16 protein-coding genes, 1 pseudogene and 2 riboswitches are annotated in these 15,973 nt (G+C 67.3%); of the genes and pseudogenes, 9 read left to right on the top strand and 8 right to left on the bottom strand.

Translation table 11 applies throughout. The features are described 5' to 3' along the window. Window positions 1-188: 188 nt before the first annotated feature. Window positions 189-614, bottom strand: a pseudogene (locus tag E4P09_RS26790) (SRPBCC family protein); the annotation flags it as partial. A gap of 21 nt (window positions 615-635) precedes the next feature. Next, window positions 636-1,607: a GlxA family transcriptional regulator gene (locus E4P09_RS19600; protein WP_170984517.1), complete on the bottom strand. Its 972-nt coding sequence runs from the start codon at window positions 1,605-1,607 to the stop codon at window positions 636-638. A 141-nt stretch (window positions 1,608-1,748) separates the two neighbouring features. On the opposite strand from E4P09_RS19600, the gene E4P09_RS19595 reads away from it, so the two are divergent. From E4P09_RS19595 to E4P09_RS19570, 6 genes are all read left to right on the top strand, one after another. Beyond that, entirely contained in the window at window positions 1,749-2,645 is an 897-nt protein-coding gene (locus tag E4P09_RS19595; protein ID WP_205042201.1) for a beta-keto acid cleavage family enzyme, read from the top strand. 10 nt (window positions 2,646-2,655) lie between these two features. Further along, window positions 2,656-4,158 carry a 3-hydroxyacyl-CoA dehydrogenase NAD-binding domain-containing protein gene (locus E4P09_RS19590; RefSeq protein ID WP_137391328.1) on the top strand — a complete coding sequence of 501 codons (1,503 nt, stop codon included), beginning with the start codon at window positions 2,656-2,658 and terminating at the stop codon, window positions 4,156-4,158. Continuing rightward, window positions 4,155-4,919 (top strand): SDR family oxidoreductase, encoded by a 765-nt coding sequence (locus E4P09_RS19585; protein ID WP_239025280.1) that lies wholly within the window; start codon window positions 4,155-4,157, stop codon window positions 4,917-4,919. The genes E4P09_RS19590 and E4P09_RS19585 overlap by 4 nt, the downstream gene beginning before the upstream one ends. 44 nt (window positions 4,920-4,963) lie before the next feature. Then, window positions 4,964-6,127, top strand: a complete 1,164-nt coding sequence (locus tag E4P09_RS19580; protein WP_137391327.1) for an acyl-CoA dehydrogenase family protein — start codon at window positions 4,964-4,966, stop codon at window positions 6,125-6,127. 9 nt (window positions 6,128-6,136) lie between these two features. Beyond that, window positions 6,137-8,200 carry an acetate--CoA ligase family protein gene (locus E4P09_RS19575; protein ID WP_137391326.1) on the top strand — a complete coding sequence of 688 codons (2,064 nt, stop codon included), beginning with the start codon at window positions 6,137-6,139 and terminating at the stop codon, window positions 8,198-8,200. Window positions 8,201-8,326: 126 nt separating this feature from the next. Then, entirely contained in the window at window positions 8,327-8,599 is a 273-nt protein-coding gene (locus tag E4P09_RS19570) for a hypothetical protein (RefSeq protein ID WP_137391325.1), read from the top strand. Between the two features lie 53 nt (window positions 8,600-8,652). Here E4P09_RS19570 and E4P09_RS19565 read toward each other — a convergent pair whose 3' ends face one another. From E4P09_RS19565 to bluB, 3 genes are all read right to left on the bottom strand, one after another. Then, the gene (locus E4P09_RS19565; protein WP_137391324.1) at window positions 8,653-9,354 is read right to left on the bottom strand and encodes a CbtA family protein; all 702 of its coding nucleotides are present in this window, start codon (window positions 9,352-9,354) and stop codon (window positions 8,653-8,655) included. Window positions 9,355-9,357: 3 nt separating this feature from the next. Then, complete coding sequence (locus E4P09_RS19560; RefSeq protein ID WP_137391323.1) at window positions 9,358-9,555, bottom strand: CbtB domain-containing protein; 198 nt, start codon at window positions 9,553-9,555, stop codon at window positions 9,358-9,360. 34 nt (window positions 9,556-9,589) lie between these two features. Further along, window positions 9,590-9,790: riboswitch (cobalamin riboswitch) on the bottom strand. Between the two features lie 26 nt (window positions 9,791-9,816). Next, on the bottom strand, window positions 9,817-10,500 hold the full coding sequence (bluB, locus tag E4P09_RS19555; RefSeq protein WP_137391601.1) for a 5,6-dimethylbenzimidazole synthase: 684 nt from the start codon (window positions 10,498-10,500) through the stop codon (window positions 9,817-9,819). A 16-nt stretch (window positions 10,501-10,516) separates the two neighbouring features. Between bluB and cbiB the strand changes: the two genes are divergently transcribed. Continuing rightward, the gene (cbiB, locus tag E4P09_RS19550; protein ID WP_137391322.1) at window positions 10,517-11,506 is read left to right on the top strand and encodes an adenosylcobinamide-phosphate synthase CbiB; all 990 of its coding nucleotides are present in this window, start codon (window positions 10,517-10,519) and stop codon (window positions 11,504-11,506) included. Here the strand turns inward: cbiB and E4P09_RS19545 are convergent. Genes E4P09_RS19545 through cobU form a run of 3 tightly spaced genes read right to left on the bottom strand, consistent with a single transcriptional unit; the run spans window position 11,490 to window position 14,116 of the window. Then, a complete protein-coding gene (locus E4P09_RS19545) occupies window positions 11,490-12,956 on the bottom strand; it encodes a cobyric acid synthase (protein ID WP_137391321.1) in 1,467 nt (488 codons plus the stop codon). The two genes, cbiB and E4P09_RS19545, sit on opposite strands and share 17 nt — an antisense overlap. A 19-nt stretch (window positions 12,957-12,975) precedes the next feature. Further along, entirely contained in the window at window positions 12,976-13,590 is a 615-nt protein-coding gene (gene cobO / locus E4P09_RS19540; protein ID WP_137391320.1) for a cob(I)yrinic acid a,c-diamide adenosyltransferase, read from the bottom strand. A 7-nt stretch (window positions 13,591-13,597) separates the two neighbouring features. Continuing rightward, window positions 13,598-14,116, bottom strand: coding sequence for a bifunctional adenosylcobinamide kinase/adenosylcobinamide-phosphate guanylyltransferase (cobU, locus tag E4P09_RS19535; protein ID WP_137391319.1), 519 nt, complete (start codon window positions 14,114-14,116; stop codon window positions 13,598-13,600). 40 nt (window positions 14,117-14,156) lie between these two features. Then, window positions 14,157-14,360, top strand: a riboswitch (cobalamin riboswitch). Window positions 14,361-14,505: 145 nt separating this feature from the next. Here cobU and E4P09_RS19530 point away from each other — a divergent pair. Both E4P09_RS19530 and cobW read left to right on the top strand, forming a co-directional pair. Beyond that, window positions 14,506-14,916 (top strand): DUF1636 domain-containing protein, encoded by a 411-nt coding sequence (locus tag E4P09_RS19530; RefSeq protein ID WP_205042200.1) that lies wholly within the window; start codon window positions 14,506-14,508, stop codon window positions 14,914-14,916. Next, complete coding sequence (cobW, locus tag E4P09_RS19525) at window positions 14,913-15,956, top strand: cobalamin biosynthesis protein CobW (RefSeq protein ID WP_137391318.1); 1,044 nt, start codon at window positions 14,913-14,915, stop codon at window positions 15,954-15,956. Before E4P09_RS19530 ends, cobW begins: the two co-directional genes overlap by 4 nt. Window positions 15,957-15,973 lie beyond the last annotated feature (17 nt).

Here is a 15,973-nt window from a genome sequence, read left to right as displayed (position 1 = left end):
CCCGAATCGAGCGGCGTTGGCGCGGAAGGCGGCGGCCCGGGTTCTGTCGGGGTCTGCGGCGCCGTGGACAGGGTGGTCGCCTGCACCGATCCGGCCGCGAGCGCCGCTTCCGGCGCAGGCGTCGGCACCGTCTGGGCTGGTGCAGCCTCGGCTGGTGCAGCCTCGGCCGGAGCGCGGCCCAGCTTGTCGGCGAAACGGGAGAAGAACTCGTCGGCCATTTTCTTGGCGGTCTGGTCCACCAGCCGCTGGCCGACCTGGGCGAGCTTGCCACCGACTTGGGCATCGACGTCGTAGCTCAGCACGGTTCCCCCGCCATTGCCGTCCGTAAGCGTGACGCGCGCACCCCCCTTGGCGAAACCGGCAGCGCCGCCGGAGCCTTCCCCGCTGATGCGATAGCTGTTGGGCGGGTCGAGATCGCTCAACGTCACCTTGCCCTTGAAGCGGGCGCTCACCGGCCCGACCTTCATCTTGGCGGCCGCCTCCATCTCGGTGTCGCTGAGCTTGGTGATGCTCTCGCAGCCGGGAATGCAGTCCTTCAGCACCTCGGGGTCGTTCAAGGCGCGCCAGACTGTCTCGCGCGGGGCCGCGAGCGCATATTCACCGGTCATCTTCATGCCAACTCTCCCTTCGCTGCGTCATGATTGGACCGAACGCGCCCGCGAGGCAACCCGTCTATGCGCCGACGGGGCATGGCCGTACTCTTCATGGAAGGCGCGCGAGAATTGGGCAAGGCCGGCGAAGCCGCAGGCCAGCGCGATGTCGGTGATGCCCATGCGCGAATAGCTCAACAGGTTTTCGGCCCGTTCGAGCCTGAGCCGCCGGTAGAAGCGATTGGGCGGCATGCCGAGCTCCGCCGCGAACAGCCGCTCCAGCTGCCGCAGCGAAAGGCCGGCCACGGCTGCAAGCTCGTCCAGCGGGACCAGGTCTTCGATATTTCGCTCCATGGCCTCCACCACCGCCAGCAGGCGGGGATCGCTCACCTGGTACCGCACCCGGGCCGGCAGCCGCCCCTCCGGCGCCATGGTCGGCGCGCGGAAATGTACGAGCTGGTCGGCAACGGTGATCGCCAGCCTTGGCCCGTGAATGCGGCCGATATAGTCCAGCATCATGTCGATGGCCGCCGCGCCCCCGGAGCAGGTCATACGGTCCCGGTCGATCTCATAGAGCGTGTGCGTGACATCGATGGCCGGATAGGTCTCGCGAAAGCCGGGCAGGCTTTCCCAGTGGCAGGTGGCGCGATATCCATCGAGCACCCCCGCTTCCGCCAGCAGGAACGGTCCCGTGTCCATGCCGCCCAGCGGAATGCCTTGACGCGCCAACCGGCGCACCTGGGCGACCGTGCTGCGCGAGATCACGTGTTCCGGCTCGAAGCTCGCGCAGAACATGGCGATATCCGGCCGGCCGATCTCGGAAAGCTTGTGGGTGACGGTGACCGGAATCTCGTTCGAGGCGGCCACCGGCTGCCCATCGGCCGAGACGAACCGCCAAGCGAATACCGGCCCGGCGAAGCGATTGGCGACCCTCAGCGGTTCCAGGGCGCCGAACAGGGCGATCATGGAGAATTTCGGGAACAGCACGAAGGCGATCTCCCGTCTTCCCTCGACCATCTTACCCCGCCTCCGAAAAGGGACCTTGGCGGCTCTTATCAAGTGGATGGCGAAAATCGTCAACTGACGGGTTGGCCTTCCGCTATGCTGCGGGCAAAGGCAGGTGCCGAGGCAAACGCACCGGGAACAAGGGGAAGAAACATGATAACGCCGAAGACGATCATCACCTGCGCCGTCACCGGCGCGGGCGATACGGTGGGCAAGCATCCGGCCATTCCGGTCACGCCGGAGCAGATCGCCAATGCGGCGCTCGAGGCCCACAATGCCGGCGCGGCCGTGGTGCATTGCCATGTGCGCGATCCCAAGACCGGCAAGGGCACACGCAACGTCGATTACTATGCCGAGGTGGTCGAGCGCATCCGCGCCGCCAAGACCGACGTGATCATCAACCTCACCGCGGGAATGGGCGGCGATCTCGTCATCGGCGAAGGTGATCGGCCCATGGATTTCGGGCCGGACACCGATGTGGTGGGACCCGAGGAGCGGCTTGCCCATGTGAAGCTGCTCAAACCCGAAATCTGCACGCTCGATTGCGGCTCCCTCAATTTTGGCGACGGCAACACCCTGGTGGTGCAGACGCCCAACCAGCTGCGCGAGCAGGCGCGGCTGATCAAGTCCTATGGCGTCAAGGCCGAGATGGAGATCTTCGATTCCGGCAATCTGTGGTTCGCCAAGCAGCTCTGCGAGGAAGGGCTGATGGACGACCGTCCCCTGTTCCAGCTGTGCCTCGGCATTCCCTGGGGTGCGCCGGTCAGCGCCGCCACCGCCGTCTACCAGTCGCAGATGCTGCCGCCCAACGCGGTCTGGGCGGGCTTCGGCATCGGCCGCTGGCAGATGCCCATGGTGGCCCAGATGGTGGTGCTCGGTGGCCATGTGCGCGTGGGGCTGGAAGACAATCTCTATCTCGACCGCGGCGTCTATGCCTCGAATGGCAGCCTGGTCGAGCGGGCGGTGAAGATCATCGAGCTCCTGGGCTCCAGCGTGGCGAGCCCTGCGGAGGCGCGTGCGATCCTCGGCCTCAAGCAGCCGGCGGCGTGAGGCCTCAGCCATGAGCCAATCCACCCCCATCCGCACCGTCGGCATCATCGGGTCGGGCGTGATCGGCGCCGGCTGGGCGGCCCGCCTGCTGGTGCGCGGCTTCGACGTGATCGCCACCGACCCGGCGCCAGACGCGGAGCAGCGCCTGAACGAGGCGATCGAGACCGCCTGGCCCTCCATGCTGAAGCTGATGCCCGTGGCGCCGGGCCCGCGTGGGCAGCTGCGCTTCACCCGCTCAGTGGAAGAGGTCGCGGCCGCGGCGGACTTCATCCAGGAAGCAGCACCTGAGCGCGAGCAGCTCAAGATTGATCTGTTCGCCAAGATCGACGCCATTGCCCGGCCGGATGTGGTGATCGCCTCGAGCTCGTCCGGCTTCCTGCCCTCCCGTCTGCAATCCGCCTGCGTCAGGCACCCGGAACGGGTGGTGATCGGCCACCCCTTCAACCCGGTCTATCTCCTGCCCCTGGTGGAGCTGGTGCCGGGGGACAAGACCTCGCCTGAAGCCATGGATCGCGCCGCCGCCTATTACGAGCGCATCGGCATGCATGTGCTGCGCCTCTCGAAGGAAATTGACGGCTATATCTGCGATCGCCTGCAGGAGGCCCTCTGGCGCGAGGCGCTGCACATCCTCAACAAGGGCGTGGCCACCACCGCGCAAATCGACGACTCGATCGTCTATTCCGCCGGGCTGCGCTGGGCCTTCATGGGCTCGTTCCTCACCTACCACCTGGCGGGCGGCCCAGGCGGCATGCGCCATTTCGTGGCCCAGTTCGACCCGACCCTCGACCTGCCCTGGACCGACCTCAAATACCCCCCATGGAGCGACGAACTCGCCGAGCGGCTGATTTCCGGTTGCGAGGCACAGGCCGCCGGCCGCTCGGTGCGCGAGCTCGAGACTTTGCGCAACGACGTGCTGGTCGACCTCATGCGCGTGCTGCAGCAGCACAAAATCGGCGCCGGCACAGTGCTCGCCCGCGAAGAGGCCTCAGCCTACCAGTCCCGCGGTACGAAGCGCTGGCAGCCGGGCGATGGGATCGCCGCCCCGCTCGAGCTTTATCAGGGCTATGTCTCGCCGCAATGGGTCGACTACAACAACCATATGAGCGAGAGCTATTATCTCACCGCCTTTGGCGACGCGACCGACGCCCTGTTCCGCTTCATCGGCGATGACGAAGCCTATCGGGCCACCGGCCTCTCCTTCTACACGGTCGAGACCCATATCAACTACCTGAAGGAAGTGGCGGCGAGCGAGCCGCTGCGCTTCACGACCCAGCTCATCGGGCTCGATGCCAAGCGCCTGCACATCTTCCACCAGATGTTCCATGGGCAGAGCGGCGACCTTCTCGCGACCACCGAGCAGATGCTGCTGCATGTGGACACGAAGGCCCAGCGCGCCTGCCCGATTCGCGAGGATGTGTTCGCGGCCCTCAAGGCCATCTGGGCCGTGCACAGAACCATGCCGCAGCCGGCTCAGGTGGGCCGCACCATGGCCGTGCCGGAGCCCGTCTCATGACGGCGCAGCGGGTGATGATCACCGCAGCGGCCGGTGGTATCGGGCGGGCCGTGGCGCTGGCCTTTGCCGCAAGTGGCGCGCGCGTGCACATCTGCGATATCGATGACGAGGCGCTGGAGGAGTTCCGGGCCGAGGCACCGGAGATCGAGGCGGCCTATTGCGACGTCACCGATGAGGACGATGTCGACCGCTGGTTTGCCGATGCGCTGGACGATCTGGGCGGCCTCGACGTGCTGGTCAACAATGCCGGGATCGCCGGGCCAACCGCCGCGGTCGAGAACCTGAGCATCGAGGAATGGCGCCATTGCCTGGCGGTCAATCTCGACAGCCAGTTTCTGTGCGTGCGCCAGGCGGTGCCGGCCATGAAGAAGCAGGGCCGCGGCGCCATCATCAACATGTCGTCCACCGCAGGCCTTTATGGCTATGGCTACCGCACGCCTTATGCCTCGGCCAAATGGGCGGTCATCGGCTTCACCAAGTCGCTGGCGGTCGAGCTGGGGCCGTTCGGCATTCGCGTCAACGCCATCTGCCCCGGCTCGGTCGAGGGCGAGCGCATGGACCGGGTCATCGCCGCCCAGGCTCGCGTGTCGGGGGTGAGCGAGCACGAGATCCGCACCGATTATGCCAAGCAGTCGTCGCTCCGCCGCTTCGTGGACCCGGAGGAGATCGCTGACATGGTCTTGTTCCTCGCCTCGCCCCAGGCCGCCATGGTGTCCGGCCAGGCGATCGCCGTCGACGGGCACACAGAGACCTTTCGCTAACGTTGCTGCGCAAGACAAGCGCGCCGAGTTCGAGGAAACGTCACATGGACTTCTCGCTCACCGACGAACAGAACATGCTCATCCGCACCACACGCGCCTTCGTCGAGCAGGAGCTGTTTCCGTACGAGGCGGAGGTCGAGCGCACCGGCGAGCTCCGGCCCGATCTCGTGGAGGAGATCAAGGCCAAGGCGATCGCCGCCGGCCTCTATGCCGCCAACATGCCGGAGGAAGCAGGCGGCGCTGGGCTCGATACCGTCTCCTGGGTGCTCTACGAGAAAGAGCTGAGCCGCGCCAATTACGCCCTGCACTGGACCTGCGTGGCGCGCCCCTCCAACATTCTCATGGCCTGCACCCCGGAACAGCGGGAGCGCTATCTCTATCCCACGGTCCGCGGCGAGCGCAGCGACTGCCTGGCCATGACCGAGCCCGAGGCCGGCTCCGACGTGCGCTCGATGAAATGCTCGGCGGTCAAGGACGGTGATGACTGGGTCATCAACGGCACCAAGCATTTCATCAGCCATGCGGATGTGGCCGATTTCGTGATCCTGTTCGCCGCATCTGGTGTGGAGGAAACGCCGCGCGGGCCGAAGAAGCTCATCACCGCCTTTCTCATCGACAAGGGCACGCCGGGCTTCGAGGTGCTGCCCGGCTATGAGAACGTGTCCCATCGCGGCTACAAGAATTCGATCCTACGCTTCGAGAATTGCCGGGTGCCATCGTCCCAGGTGCTGGGCGAGGTGCACAAGGGCTTCGAAGTCGCCAATGACTGGCTGGGCCCGACGCGGTTGCAGGTGGCGGCCGGCTGTCTCGGCCGGGCCGAGCGGGCGCTTGACCTCGCGCTGCAGTGGGCGGCCACGCGCAAGCAGTTCGGCCAGCAGATCGGCAAGTTTCAGGGCGTCTCCTTCAAGCTGGCCGACATGGCGACACGCTATAAAGCCGCGGAGATGCTGACCCTGAACGCCGCCTGGAAGGCCGACCAGGGCGCCATGACGGACGAGGATGCCGCCATGGCCAAGCTGTTCGCCAGCGAGATGCTGGCCTTCGTCACCGACGAGGCGCTGCAGATTCACGGTGGCATGGGGCTCATGAGCGAGCTTCCCCTCGAACGCCTGTGGCGCGACGCGCGTATCGAGCGCATCTGGGAAGGCACCAGCGAGATCCAGCGCCATATCATCTCGCGTGCCCTGCTGCGGCCGCTCGGTGCCTGAGGACGCTTGATGGCAGCAGAACACAAGTCCACGGCCGATCGCCTGCATCGCCTGTTCCGCCCGAAGTCCATCGCCTTCATCGGCGGCCGCGAGGCGGAGATCGCCTTGCGCCGTACCCAGGAACTCGGCTTTCCCGGGCGGGTCTATGCGGTGAACCCCAAGCGCGAGGAGATGGCGGGCTTGCGCTGCCTCGCCAGCCCGGAGGACCTGCCCGAGGCGGTCGATGCCGCCTTTGTCGGCGTGCCGCGCGGCCCCACCATCGACATAGTGCGCCGGCTAGGGCGTCTCGGCTGCGGCGGTGCGGTGCTCTACGCGTCGGGCTTCACCGAGACGGGAGACGAGGGCGCGAGCCTCCAGCAGGAGCTGCTGCAGGCGGCCGGCGGCATGCCGGTCATGGGGCCCAATTGCTACGGCTATGTCAGCGCGATGGAGCGCTGCGCCTTATGGCCCGACGTGCACAATTTGCGCCTGCGCGACAGGGGCGTGGCCATCGTGACGCAAAGCGGCAATATGGGCCTCAACTTCACCTTCACCCAGCGCGGGCTACCGGTCGCCGCGGTTTATACCCTCGGTAACCAGGCGGATATCGGCATCGCCGACATGGTGGAGGTGTTCGCCGCCGATCCCCGCGTCAATGCCATCGGCCTGCATATCGAGGGCCTTGCCGATCTTCCGCGCTTTGCCGAAGCGGCAGCCCGCGCCCGTCTCGCCCGCAAGCCCATCGTCGTGCTCAAGACCGGCCGTTCGGATGCCGGCGCGCGGGTGGCCAAGAGCCATACCGGATCGCTGGCCGGCGCCGACCGGCTCTATGACGCCATGTTCGAGCGTTACGGCATCATCCGCGCCGCGAGCATGACGGGTTTCGTGGAGACCCTGAAATTCCTGTCCATTGTCGGCCCCCTGCCCGGCAACCGGGTGGTTTCCTTGTCCTGCTCGGGCGGCGAGGCCGCCTTGGTCGCCGATATGGCGGAGGGGAGAGGCTTGACGTTCCCGCCGTTCGGCGACAGCGCAGCTGCCGTGCGCGCCACCCTCAATGACTATGTCGCGATCGAAAACCCGCTTGATTATCACACCTTCATCTGGGGCAAGCCGGACCAGCAGATGGCAACGTTCAGCGCGGCGCTCGCTGGTCCTTTCGATGCCGGCATCCTGATCCTCGACATGCCCACCGGCAGGCTCGAACGCTCCGATTGGGTGGCGGCGGCGGAAATCTTTGCTGGCGCGTCCGAGGCGACCGGCCGGCCCGCCGCCGTGGTGGCGACCCTGCACGAATGCCTGCCTGAAGAGGTCTGCGAGATGCTGGCCCGTCGCGGCGTGGCGCCCATGCTCGGGCTGGATGATGCGCTGACCGCCCTCGAAGCCGCAGCCAAAGTGCATGAAGCCTGGTTGCGGGAGATGCCCCCTGCCCTGCCCCAGCCGGTGCCCGCTGCTTCCGGCCTGGTGCGCAATATCAGCGAGCAGACCGCCAAGGCGCTGCTCGCCCGCTTCGGCGTGCCAGTGCCCTGGGGAGAGGTTTGTCCGGTAGAGCAGGCTGCTGCAGTCGCGGATCGCCTCGGCTATCCCGTGGTGCTGAAGGCCTCCGGTGACGACCTCCTGCACAAGTCGGATGTCGGCGGCGTTGCCATCGACTTGCGCGACCGTGCGGCGGTGGAAGCGGCGGCACAGCGGCTCTCATCCCTCTCGCGCGAGGTGCTGGTCGAACGCATGGTCACCGGCGCGGTCTGCGAGGTCATTGTCGGCGTCATCGAGGACCCGCAATTCGGCCAGGCCCTGGTCATCGGCGCCGGCGGCGTGCTCGCCGAGCTCTTGCGGGACAGTGCTACGGTTCTGCTGCCGACCAGCCGGCAGGAAGTCGAGCGTGCCCTGGACGGCCTGAAGATCGCCAAGCTCCTCGAAGGCTTCCGCGGCAAATACGGGGACCGGCCGGCACTGGTCGAGACGATGCTGAGGATCGCCGATTTCGCCCGCGCCCATGCCGGCCGCCTGGTCGAGCTGGACGTCAACCCGCTGCTGGTGCTGGCGCCTGGCGAAGGCGTCGTGGCGGTCGACGCGCTCGTCCGCATGCGCGATTAAGTGTTCCTTAAGGGGGGAGTCAGCACTCTACAACCGAACAGCGGCCCAGTTCAATGGGTTAGGACGTGGAACCAACCTCACGACCGAAGTGTTGTCCGTCCACACCGCTCTTCGGAGGACCGTCATATGTCGCAGGATTACGATAACACTCCCCCTAGGACGCCGACGCCGCGTGGCAGCAGCAATCTGCTGATCCTGCTGGGCGCGCTGATCGTGGCAGTGGCTGCTCTGGCCTATTTCGTGTTCGGCACGGACGAGGTCGGCAACCAGTCTGCCGAGACCGGCACCGGCACCACCACCGAGCAGATGGAAAACCGGGCAGAGGCACCCGAAACATCACCAGCGCCGACGTCGCCCGCGCCCGGCTCGCCCGCTCCGGCGCAGGGTCAGGCGCAGTAAAGGGCTGAGCGAACGCGACAGCCGTCCCCGCTCGCGGAGGGACGGCTCGTCGTTCAGTCCGCCGTCATGCGCGAGACGAAGAAACCGGCCAGCACTGCCGGGACGATCCAGACGAGCGCCTGCACGACCAGCGAGGCCGAGGCGAAGGCCGCCGCCAGTTCGGCGGGCACGCGGCTCACCGTCTCTTCGGTATGGGGTGCGCCGATCAGATGCGGCAGCACGAGCAGCATCAGCCCGGCAGCCATCCACAGGCCATTGCGGCCGAAGGCGAAGCAAGCGAGCGCTGCGGCGGTGGCGATGGCGGTGCCGGCCCACCACAGCTGGCGCGCTCCCAGATCGACATAGGCGGCGCCCGGCAGCTCCGGGGCGAGGCCAAGGGCCGGGGCGAGCCCTGTGGCAATGAAGCCGGCAATGGCCCAGGGCACGATCGCGCGGGCGGTGATCGCCTCGCCTTTCACCCACATGGCGGCGAGCAGCATCCAGGCATAGCCCACGGCGACCACGCAGGTCATGATGCTGGTCGAGAATAGCCGGGTCAGGTCGTTGCCTGCGCCCTCACCGGCCGTGCCGTGCGCCGGGCCGTGGGCCAGCCAGAGCAGGCCGCCGTTCAGCGCCGTGTGCACGCCCGATTGGGCCACCTCGAACGTTTCGGCATGCAGGATGAGCGGGGTGGTCGTGACCGCCTGAATCGCGGCAACGGCAATCCCCCCGGCGAGGCCTCCGATCAGGCCGCCGGCTAGTATCTTGCCGAACATGGCTCAGTGACAGGGGTAGGACAGCGCATGGCGCGTGTCGTGGGCCGCGTCATGCAGGCTCTGCGCGTGGGAGAACCCCGCGAGGAACACGAGCCCCGCCCCCATGACGAAGAGCAGCGCCGGGGCGGCCAGGCGCGACAGCACCGACGATGATGTTGAGGGGACGTTCGCAGACGCCGTGGTCTGAACATTTCTTGCCATGACTTGCCTCCTGCCGCTCCACCGGCGGCCTTCCGAACAGCTCCACGAACCGGCAGGTCTACTGGCTCGCATCTCCAGCGCCCCGAACCTCCCTTCCCGGCGGCAAGGCCAGTGGTCAACAGGACGGGGCTCGATGCCTACAGTTGCGGGGACAGCCGCGGCTTCTCCGTATCGGTCGATACGAATCACCGTGTTCCCTGTTCGCCCTTGCGGGACCGGTCCGGCTGCGACGCTACTGCACGCTCAATGCGCTGTCGAGCCTCATTTCACGAAGATGCGAGCGGATCCGTCGGTGCGCGCCTGCCAGCCCGCCCGCTCGAGCTCCGGCACCTCCTGGTCGAAGCGCGGGTGGCCCAGGCAGAGATAGCCGACCAGCCGCCAGGACGGGGCGAAGGCGAGCAGCCGGGTGACCGCGTCGGGGTCGAGGATCGAAACCCAGCCCAGCCCGAGGCCATAGGCGCGGGCGGCGATCCACAGGGTGTGGATGGCGCTCACCGCCGAATAGCGCAGCATTTCCGGCATGGTCTGCCGGCCGAGGCCATGGCCTTGGGCGCAGCCTTCCTCCACGAACACGGCGAGCTGCACGGGCGCATCGTCGAGCCCGGCCAGCTTCAAGCGGGCGTAAAGGGCGGCCTGCTCGCCCTCATAGCCGTTCAGCGCCGCGGCATTGGCCGCCTCGAAGCTCGCCCGCACCGCCTGGCGGGCGGCGGCGCTCTCGACCCGCACGATTCGCCAGGGCTGGCTATTGCCGACGGACGGGGCGAGATCGACGAGACTCAGCAGGTGGTCGAGCAAAGCGCCATCGACCGGGTCGCGCCGGAAGTGGCGGACATCGCGGCGCCAGCGTAGCAAAGCTTCGAGCTCTACGCGGAACGCGTCGTCGAAGGCTGGCGCTAACGAAGACTTGCCGGCCCGCGCGTGCCCACCTACACCGCTCATGATCATCACCTGCGCTGTTCTCATGGCCGTTTCCGACAACCTTACATTATTGCTGGCCGGTTTGTTGATCGAGGCAAGCTTCGGCTACCCTGATCGCCTTTTCCGGGCTGTCGGCCATCCCGTCACCTGGATGGGCGCGCTGATCGGCTGGCTCGACCGCGCGCTCAACCGCGATGGCGCGCCGGACCGGGAACGGCGGCTCAACGGCGTGGTCGCTTTGGCGCTGGTGCTGCTGGTCACGGCGGCGGTGGCGGTTCTCGTCGAGCGCGGGGCGCTCGCCTCTCTCCCATTGTTCGCAGCGGTGCTGCTGCTTGGCGCGCTCGCCTCCAGCCTGATCGCTCAGCGCAGCCTGGACCGACACGTGGCGGCGGTCGCCGAGGCGCTGGAGCGCGAGGGGCTGGCCCGTGGGCGCGCGGCGGTCTCGCGCATCGTCGGCCGAAACCCGGCGGCCCTCGATGAAGCGGGCGTGGCGCGGGCTGCCATGGAAAGCCTGGCCGAGAACTTTTCCGACGGGGTGGTGGCGCCGGCCTTCTGGTGCGCCGTGGCGGGCCTTCCCGGGATCAGCCTGTACAAGGCGGTGAACACGGCGGACAGCATGATCGGTCACAAGACGCCGCGGCATCTGGCTTTCGGCTGGGCGGCGGCGCGACTGGACGATCTGGTCAACTTGCCTGCGTCACGCCTTGCCGCGCTCTGGCTGATCATTGCCGCGGCCCACTTGCCCGACTGCCAAGCGCGCGGCGCCTGGCGGGCGGTGTGGCGCGACGCCCGGCATCACAAATCTCCCAATGCCGGCTGGCCGGAGGCGGCGCTGGCCGGGGCGCTGGGCCTGAGGCTCAACGGGCCGAAGGTCTATGGCGATATTCGGCGGGAGGATGCCTGGATGGGCGATGGCCGGGCGGAGGCTACACCGGGCGACATCCGCCGCGCCCTCTCGCTCTACCGGCTGGCCTGCGCGGTCCAGGCCTTTGCGATCGTGCTCCTGCTGCTGGCGGTCAGCGTGCTCGCGTGAGAATGCCGTCGATATCCACATGGCGCTCCAGATGGGCGGCGAGGGTGTCCAGCGCGTCCTCCACCTCCTGGTCATGAGAATGGTTCGACGGACTGCCCCCCAGGCGGCGAATCCAGGCGGCGCGCTGCTCGTCGTCACCGAACAGGCCGTGGACATAGGTGCCCATGATCGTCCCGTCCGGCGACCGGGCGCCGTCCACCCGACCGTCAGCGAAGGTCAGCAGGGGTAACGACATGGCCGGGCCGGTGGTTCGCCCCACATGCATCTCGTAACCGCGAAAGGGTGAGTCGTCCGAATCACTTCGGCCTTCAACTTCGCGCAGCGTCTTATCGCCGGTGAGCACCGTGTCCACCTCCAGCAGGCCAAGGGCTTGCACCTCGCCGGGCGGCCCCTCGATGCCATCGGGATCGGCGATGGTGCGACCGAGCATCTGGAATCCGCCACAGATACCAAGAACTTGGCCGCCCCGGCGCAGATGGGCCTTGAGATCAGCGTCCCAGCCATTGGCGATGAGCGCCTCGAGGTCGGCAATCGTCGCCTTGGAACCCGGCAGCACCACCAGCCGGGCGTCTGCCGGCAGGGGCTCGCCGGGCTTCACCATCACGAGGTCCACGTCCGGCTCGGCGGCGAGCGGGTCGAAATCGTCGAAATTGGCGATGCGCGGCAGAAGCGGCACGGCGATGCGCACTCGCGCGCCCGGCCTGCCGCCGGAATGCCGTTCCGCGAGATCGAGGGCGTCCTCAGCGGGAAGGCGCGCCGCCTGGGGCAAGAACGGCACCAGCCCTAAAGGTGCCCAGCCGGTGCGGGCGGCGATTTCGCGCATGCCATCCGCGAACAAGGTGGGATCACCGCGCATCTTGTTGACGATGAAGCCTTGGATCGTGCCGGCATCATTCGGATCGAGCACCGCCTTGGTGCCGACCAGGCTGGCAATCACCCCGCCGCGGTCGATGTCGCCCACCAGCACCACCGGCACATTGGCGGCGCGGGCAAAGCCCATATTGGCGATGTCGTTTGCACGCAGGTTGATCTCGGATGCACTCCCCGCCCCTTCCACGAGCACGATATCGGCCTCTGCTCCTAGTGTGGCGAAGCTGTCGAGCACGGCACCCATGAGCTGCTGCTTGACCGTCTGAAATTCGCGGGCGCCAGCCTGGCCCCAGATGCGGCCCTGAACGATGATCTGGGCACCCGTCTCGCTCTGCGGCTTGAGCAGCACCGGGTTCATATGGACCGATAGCCGCATGCGTGCTGCGCGCGCCTGCAGCGCCTGGGCGCGGCCGATCTCGCCGCCATCGGCCGTGACCGCCGCATTATTGGACATGTTCTGCGGCTTGAACGGGGCCACTTTGAGCCCACGCCGCACCAGGGCGCGGGCAAGGCCGGCCACCATGAGCGACTTGCCCACGTTCGAGCCGGTGCCCTGGAACATGATGGCCCGCGCGGTCATGGGAATGAGCCCCGCCCGATCAGAACTCGATGCCGGCCTGGGCCTTCACCCCGGCGGCGAAATGGTGCTTCACCTGGCCCATCTCGGTGACCAGGTCGGCCGCCTCGATCAGGGCTGGCTTGGCGTTGCGGCCGGTGACCACCACGTGCAGGTCTGAACGCCGTCCTTTGAGCGCCTCCACCACCTCGTCCAGCGGCAGGTACTCGTAGCGCAGGGCGATGTTGAGTTCGTCGAGAATCAGCAGCCGCAGGTTCGGATCGGCCATCAGCGCGCGCGCCTTGCCCCAGGCCGCCTGCGCGGCGGCAATGTCGCGGGCCTTGTCCTGCGTCTCCCAGGTGAAGCCTTCGCCCATGCTGTACCACTCGACCAGGTCGCCGAAGCGCTCCAGCACGGCGCGCTCGCCGGTGGACCAGGCGCCCTTGATGAACTGGACCACCCCCACCTTGCCGCCATTGCCGATCATGCGCAGGGCAAGGCCGAAGGCGGCGGTCGACTTGCCCTTGCCCGGCCCGGTATGGACGATCAGCAGCCCCTTCTCCAGGGTCTTGGCAGCGACCTCCGCATCCTGAACCGCCTTGCGCTTGGCCATCTTGGCGCGGTGGCGCGCTTCTTCTTCGGGCGTGATCGTGGTCATGGCTTGCTCATTTCACCTTGAGGGGCAGGCCGGCCACCATGAACAGGACCGCATCCGCCCTCCCCGCCATATGCTGGTTGAGCCGGCCCTGCGCGTCGCGGAACGACCGCGCCAGGGCATTCTCCGGCACGATGCCGAGCCCCACTTCGTTCGACACCATTACCACCGGGCCGCTGCGGGCATCGAGCGCGGCTTCGAGGTCGCGCAAGGCGGCCTGGCGGTCATGCTCGCCGAGCATGAGATTGGTGAGCCACAGGGTGAGGCAGTCGATCAGCACCGGCTGCTCTGATAGCAGCTGACGGATCGCGCCGCCGAGATCGACCGGCGCCTCGATGGTCTGCCACCCAGAGGCACGGCGCTGGCGATGCTGCGCGATGCGTGCGCGCATCTCGTCATCATAGGCCCGGGCGGTTGCCACATAGGCCCAGGGCGGGGGCGTGCTCGTCACCAGCTGCTCCGCATGGCGGCTCTTGCCGGAGCGGGCGCCGCCGAGGACCAGGGTGAGCTTGGGAAGTGCTGTCTCCAAAGGCCTGATGCCCGATGTGATTGACAGGATTCCTCAGAGGTCATAGCTAAATGCGGACGGTTCTTCCACCGTGGAAGATGAAAAGGGAATTCGGTGCGATGCCCCAACGGGCCTCAAAGCCGAAGCTGCCCCCGCAACTGTAAGCGTCGAGACCGGGCGCTGTCCCACTGGCCTTAAGAGCTGGGAAGGGGTTCCGGGCGATGGAGGCGCGAGCCAGGAGACCTGCCGTCGAACATGATCCGGGCTGCCGGGCGGGGTGCGCCGGTTGACGGACGACATGAGGCCGAAGCCGCTCGTTTGGCTTAGCCCATGCCGGGATCTCTCGGGGTCATCATTCCGCAAGCCGCACCCATATCGCCCGCTTATGCGCGGGAGGTGCGAGGCAACGCTTGAGCGAGACCGGCCGACCGAAGCTGCATGTCTGCATCACCTGCCGCATGGCCGGCGAGAATCCGGGGCCTGCCGACCGCGCCACGGGTCGCGCGCTCTATGACACCCTGCGCGATATGCTCGCGGACAAGGGTACCGAAGCGCCGGTGGAGCTCGTGCCGGTGGTGTGCCTGGCCAATTGCGACGAAGGCTGCTCCGCGGCCATTTCGCAGCCGGGCAAATGGACCTATCTCCTGCGCCGGCTTTGCCCCAGCATCGGCGCCGATATTCTCGCCTATTGCCAGGCCTATGCGGCCTCGCCCACCGGCGGGGTGTTCCGCTCCCGCCGGCCGGCGTCGCTCAGCGATGCCATCGGCGGCCGCACGCCCTCTCCCGACCAGATTCTGCCAGCCATGGAGACAATCGAATGAGTGTTGCGAGCGCGAAGGTGCCAGCCACGGTGATCACCGGCTTTCTCGGCGCGGGCAAGACCACCCTGGTGCGCCATGTGCTGGAGAATGCGGGCGGCAAGCGCCTCGCGCTGATCGTCAACGAGTTCGGCACGGAAGGGGTGGACGGCGAGATCGTTCGGGGCTGCGGGATCACCTCCTGCCCCGAGGAGAACATCGTGGAACTCGCCAATGGCTGCCTATGCTGCACGGTGGCGGACGAGTTCCTGCCCGCCATGGAAGCCCTGCTCGACCGGCCCGAGCCGCCCCATCACATCATCATCGAGACCTCGGGCCTCGCCCTGCCCAAGCCGCTGCTCAAGGCGTTCGACTGGCCGTCCATCCGCTCGCGGGTGACGGTGGACGGGGTGATCGCGGTGGTGGACGGGCCGGCGGTGGCCGAGGGGCGTTTTGCGGACAACCCGGATGCGGTAGACGCGCAGCGGCGGGCAGATGACAGCCTCGACCACGACAATCCGTTGGAAGAGGTCTATGAGGACCAGCTGAATGCGGCCGACCTCATCGTGCTCAACAAGGCCGACCTGCTCGATCACAACAAGGTGGAAGCGCTCAGGCAGGAGATTGCCGGGAGCATTTCCCGCGCGGTCAAGGTGATCCCGGCACGGCAGGGCCAGATCGATCCGGCCGTGCTGCTGGGGCTTGGCGCAGCGGCGGAGAATGACCTCGCGGCGCGGCCGTCCCATCATGACGCCGTGGATGGCGAACACGAGCATGACGACTTCGACAGTTTCGTGGTTGCCATCGACGAGATCGACGACCCCTATGCCCTGCTGCGCCGGTTGAAGGCGGCGGCGGAAGCCCATGACATCCTGCGCATAAAAGGCTTTGTGGGCGTCAGGGCCAAGCCCATGCGGCTGTTGGTGCAGGGGGTGGGCAGCCGCTTCAGCCACCATTATGACCGGCCGTGGTCGCCGAACGAGGCGCGTGGCGGCAAGATCGTGGTGATCGGCCAGAGCGGCTTCGACAAGGACGCCATCGCGGCGATGATCAGGGAGGGATGACGGCGGCTGCCGTCCGA

The organism is Rhodoligotrophos defluvii (genome assembly GCF_005281615.1).
GTDB classification, from domain to species: Bacteria; Pseudomonadota; Alphaproteobacteria; order Rhizobiales; family Im1; genus Rhodoligotrophos; species Rhodoligotrophos defluvii.
This window is presented reverse-complemented; position numbering and strand designations above follow the sequence as displayed.

Excerpts from the sequence above, each read along its gene's own strand:
- E4P09_RS19600 (WP_170984517.1), bottom strand. The coding sequence starts at position 1,607 with ATGGTCGAGGGAAGACGGGAGATCGCCTTCGTGCTGTTCCCGAAATTC.
- E4P09_RS19595 (WP_205042201.1), top strand. The coding sequence starts at position 1,749 with ATGATAACGCCGAAGACGATCATCACCTGCGCCGTCACCGGCGCGGGC.
- E4P09_RS19590 (WP_137391328.1), top strand. The coding sequence starts at position 2,656 with ATGAGCCAATCCACCCCCATCCGCACCGTCGGCATCATCGGGTCGGGC.
- E4P09_RS19585 (WP_239025280.1), top strand. The coding sequence starts at position 4,155 with ATGACGGCGCAGCGGGTGATGATCACCGCAGCGGCCGGTGGTATCGGG.
- E4P09_RS19580 (WP_137391327.1), top strand. The coding sequence starts at position 4,964 with ATGGACTTCTCGCTCACCGACGAACAGAACATGCTCATCCGCACCACA.
- E4P09_RS19575 (WP_137391326.1), top strand. The coding sequence starts at position 6,137 with ATGGCAGCAGAACACAAGTCCACGGCCGATCGCCTGCATCGCCTGTTC.
- E4P09_RS19570 (WP_137391325.1), top strand. The coding sequence starts at position 8,327 with ATGTCGCAGGATTACGATAACACTCCCCCTAGGACGCCGACGCCGCGT.
- E4P09_RS19565 (WP_137391324.1), bottom strand. The coding sequence starts at position 9,354 with ATGTTCGGCAAGATACTAGCCGGCGGCCTGATCGGAGGCCTCGCCGGG.
- E4P09_RS19560 (WP_137391323.1), bottom strand. The coding sequence starts at position 9,555 with ATGGCAAGAAATGTTCAGACCACGGCGTCTGCGAACGTCCCCTCAACA.
- bluB (WP_137391601.1), bottom strand. The coding sequence starts at position 10,500 with ATGATCATGAGCGGTGTAGGTGGGCACGCGCGGGCCGGCAAGTCTTCG.
- cbiB (WP_137391322.1), top strand. The coding sequence starts at position 10,517 with ATGGCCGTTTCCGACAACCTTACATTATTGCTGGCCGGTTTGTTGATC.
- E4P09_RS19545 (WP_137391321.1), bottom strand. The coding sequence starts at position 12,956 with ATGACCGCGCGGGCCATCATGTTCCAGGGCACCGGCTCGAACGTGGGC.
- cobO (WP_137391320.1), bottom strand. The coding sequence starts at position 13,590 with ATGACCACGATCACGCCCGAAGAAGAAGCGCGCCACCGCGCCAAGATG.
- cobW (WP_137391318.1), top strand. The coding sequence starts at position 14,913 with ATGAGTGTTGCGAGCGCGAAGGTGCCAGCCACGGTGATCACCGGCTTT.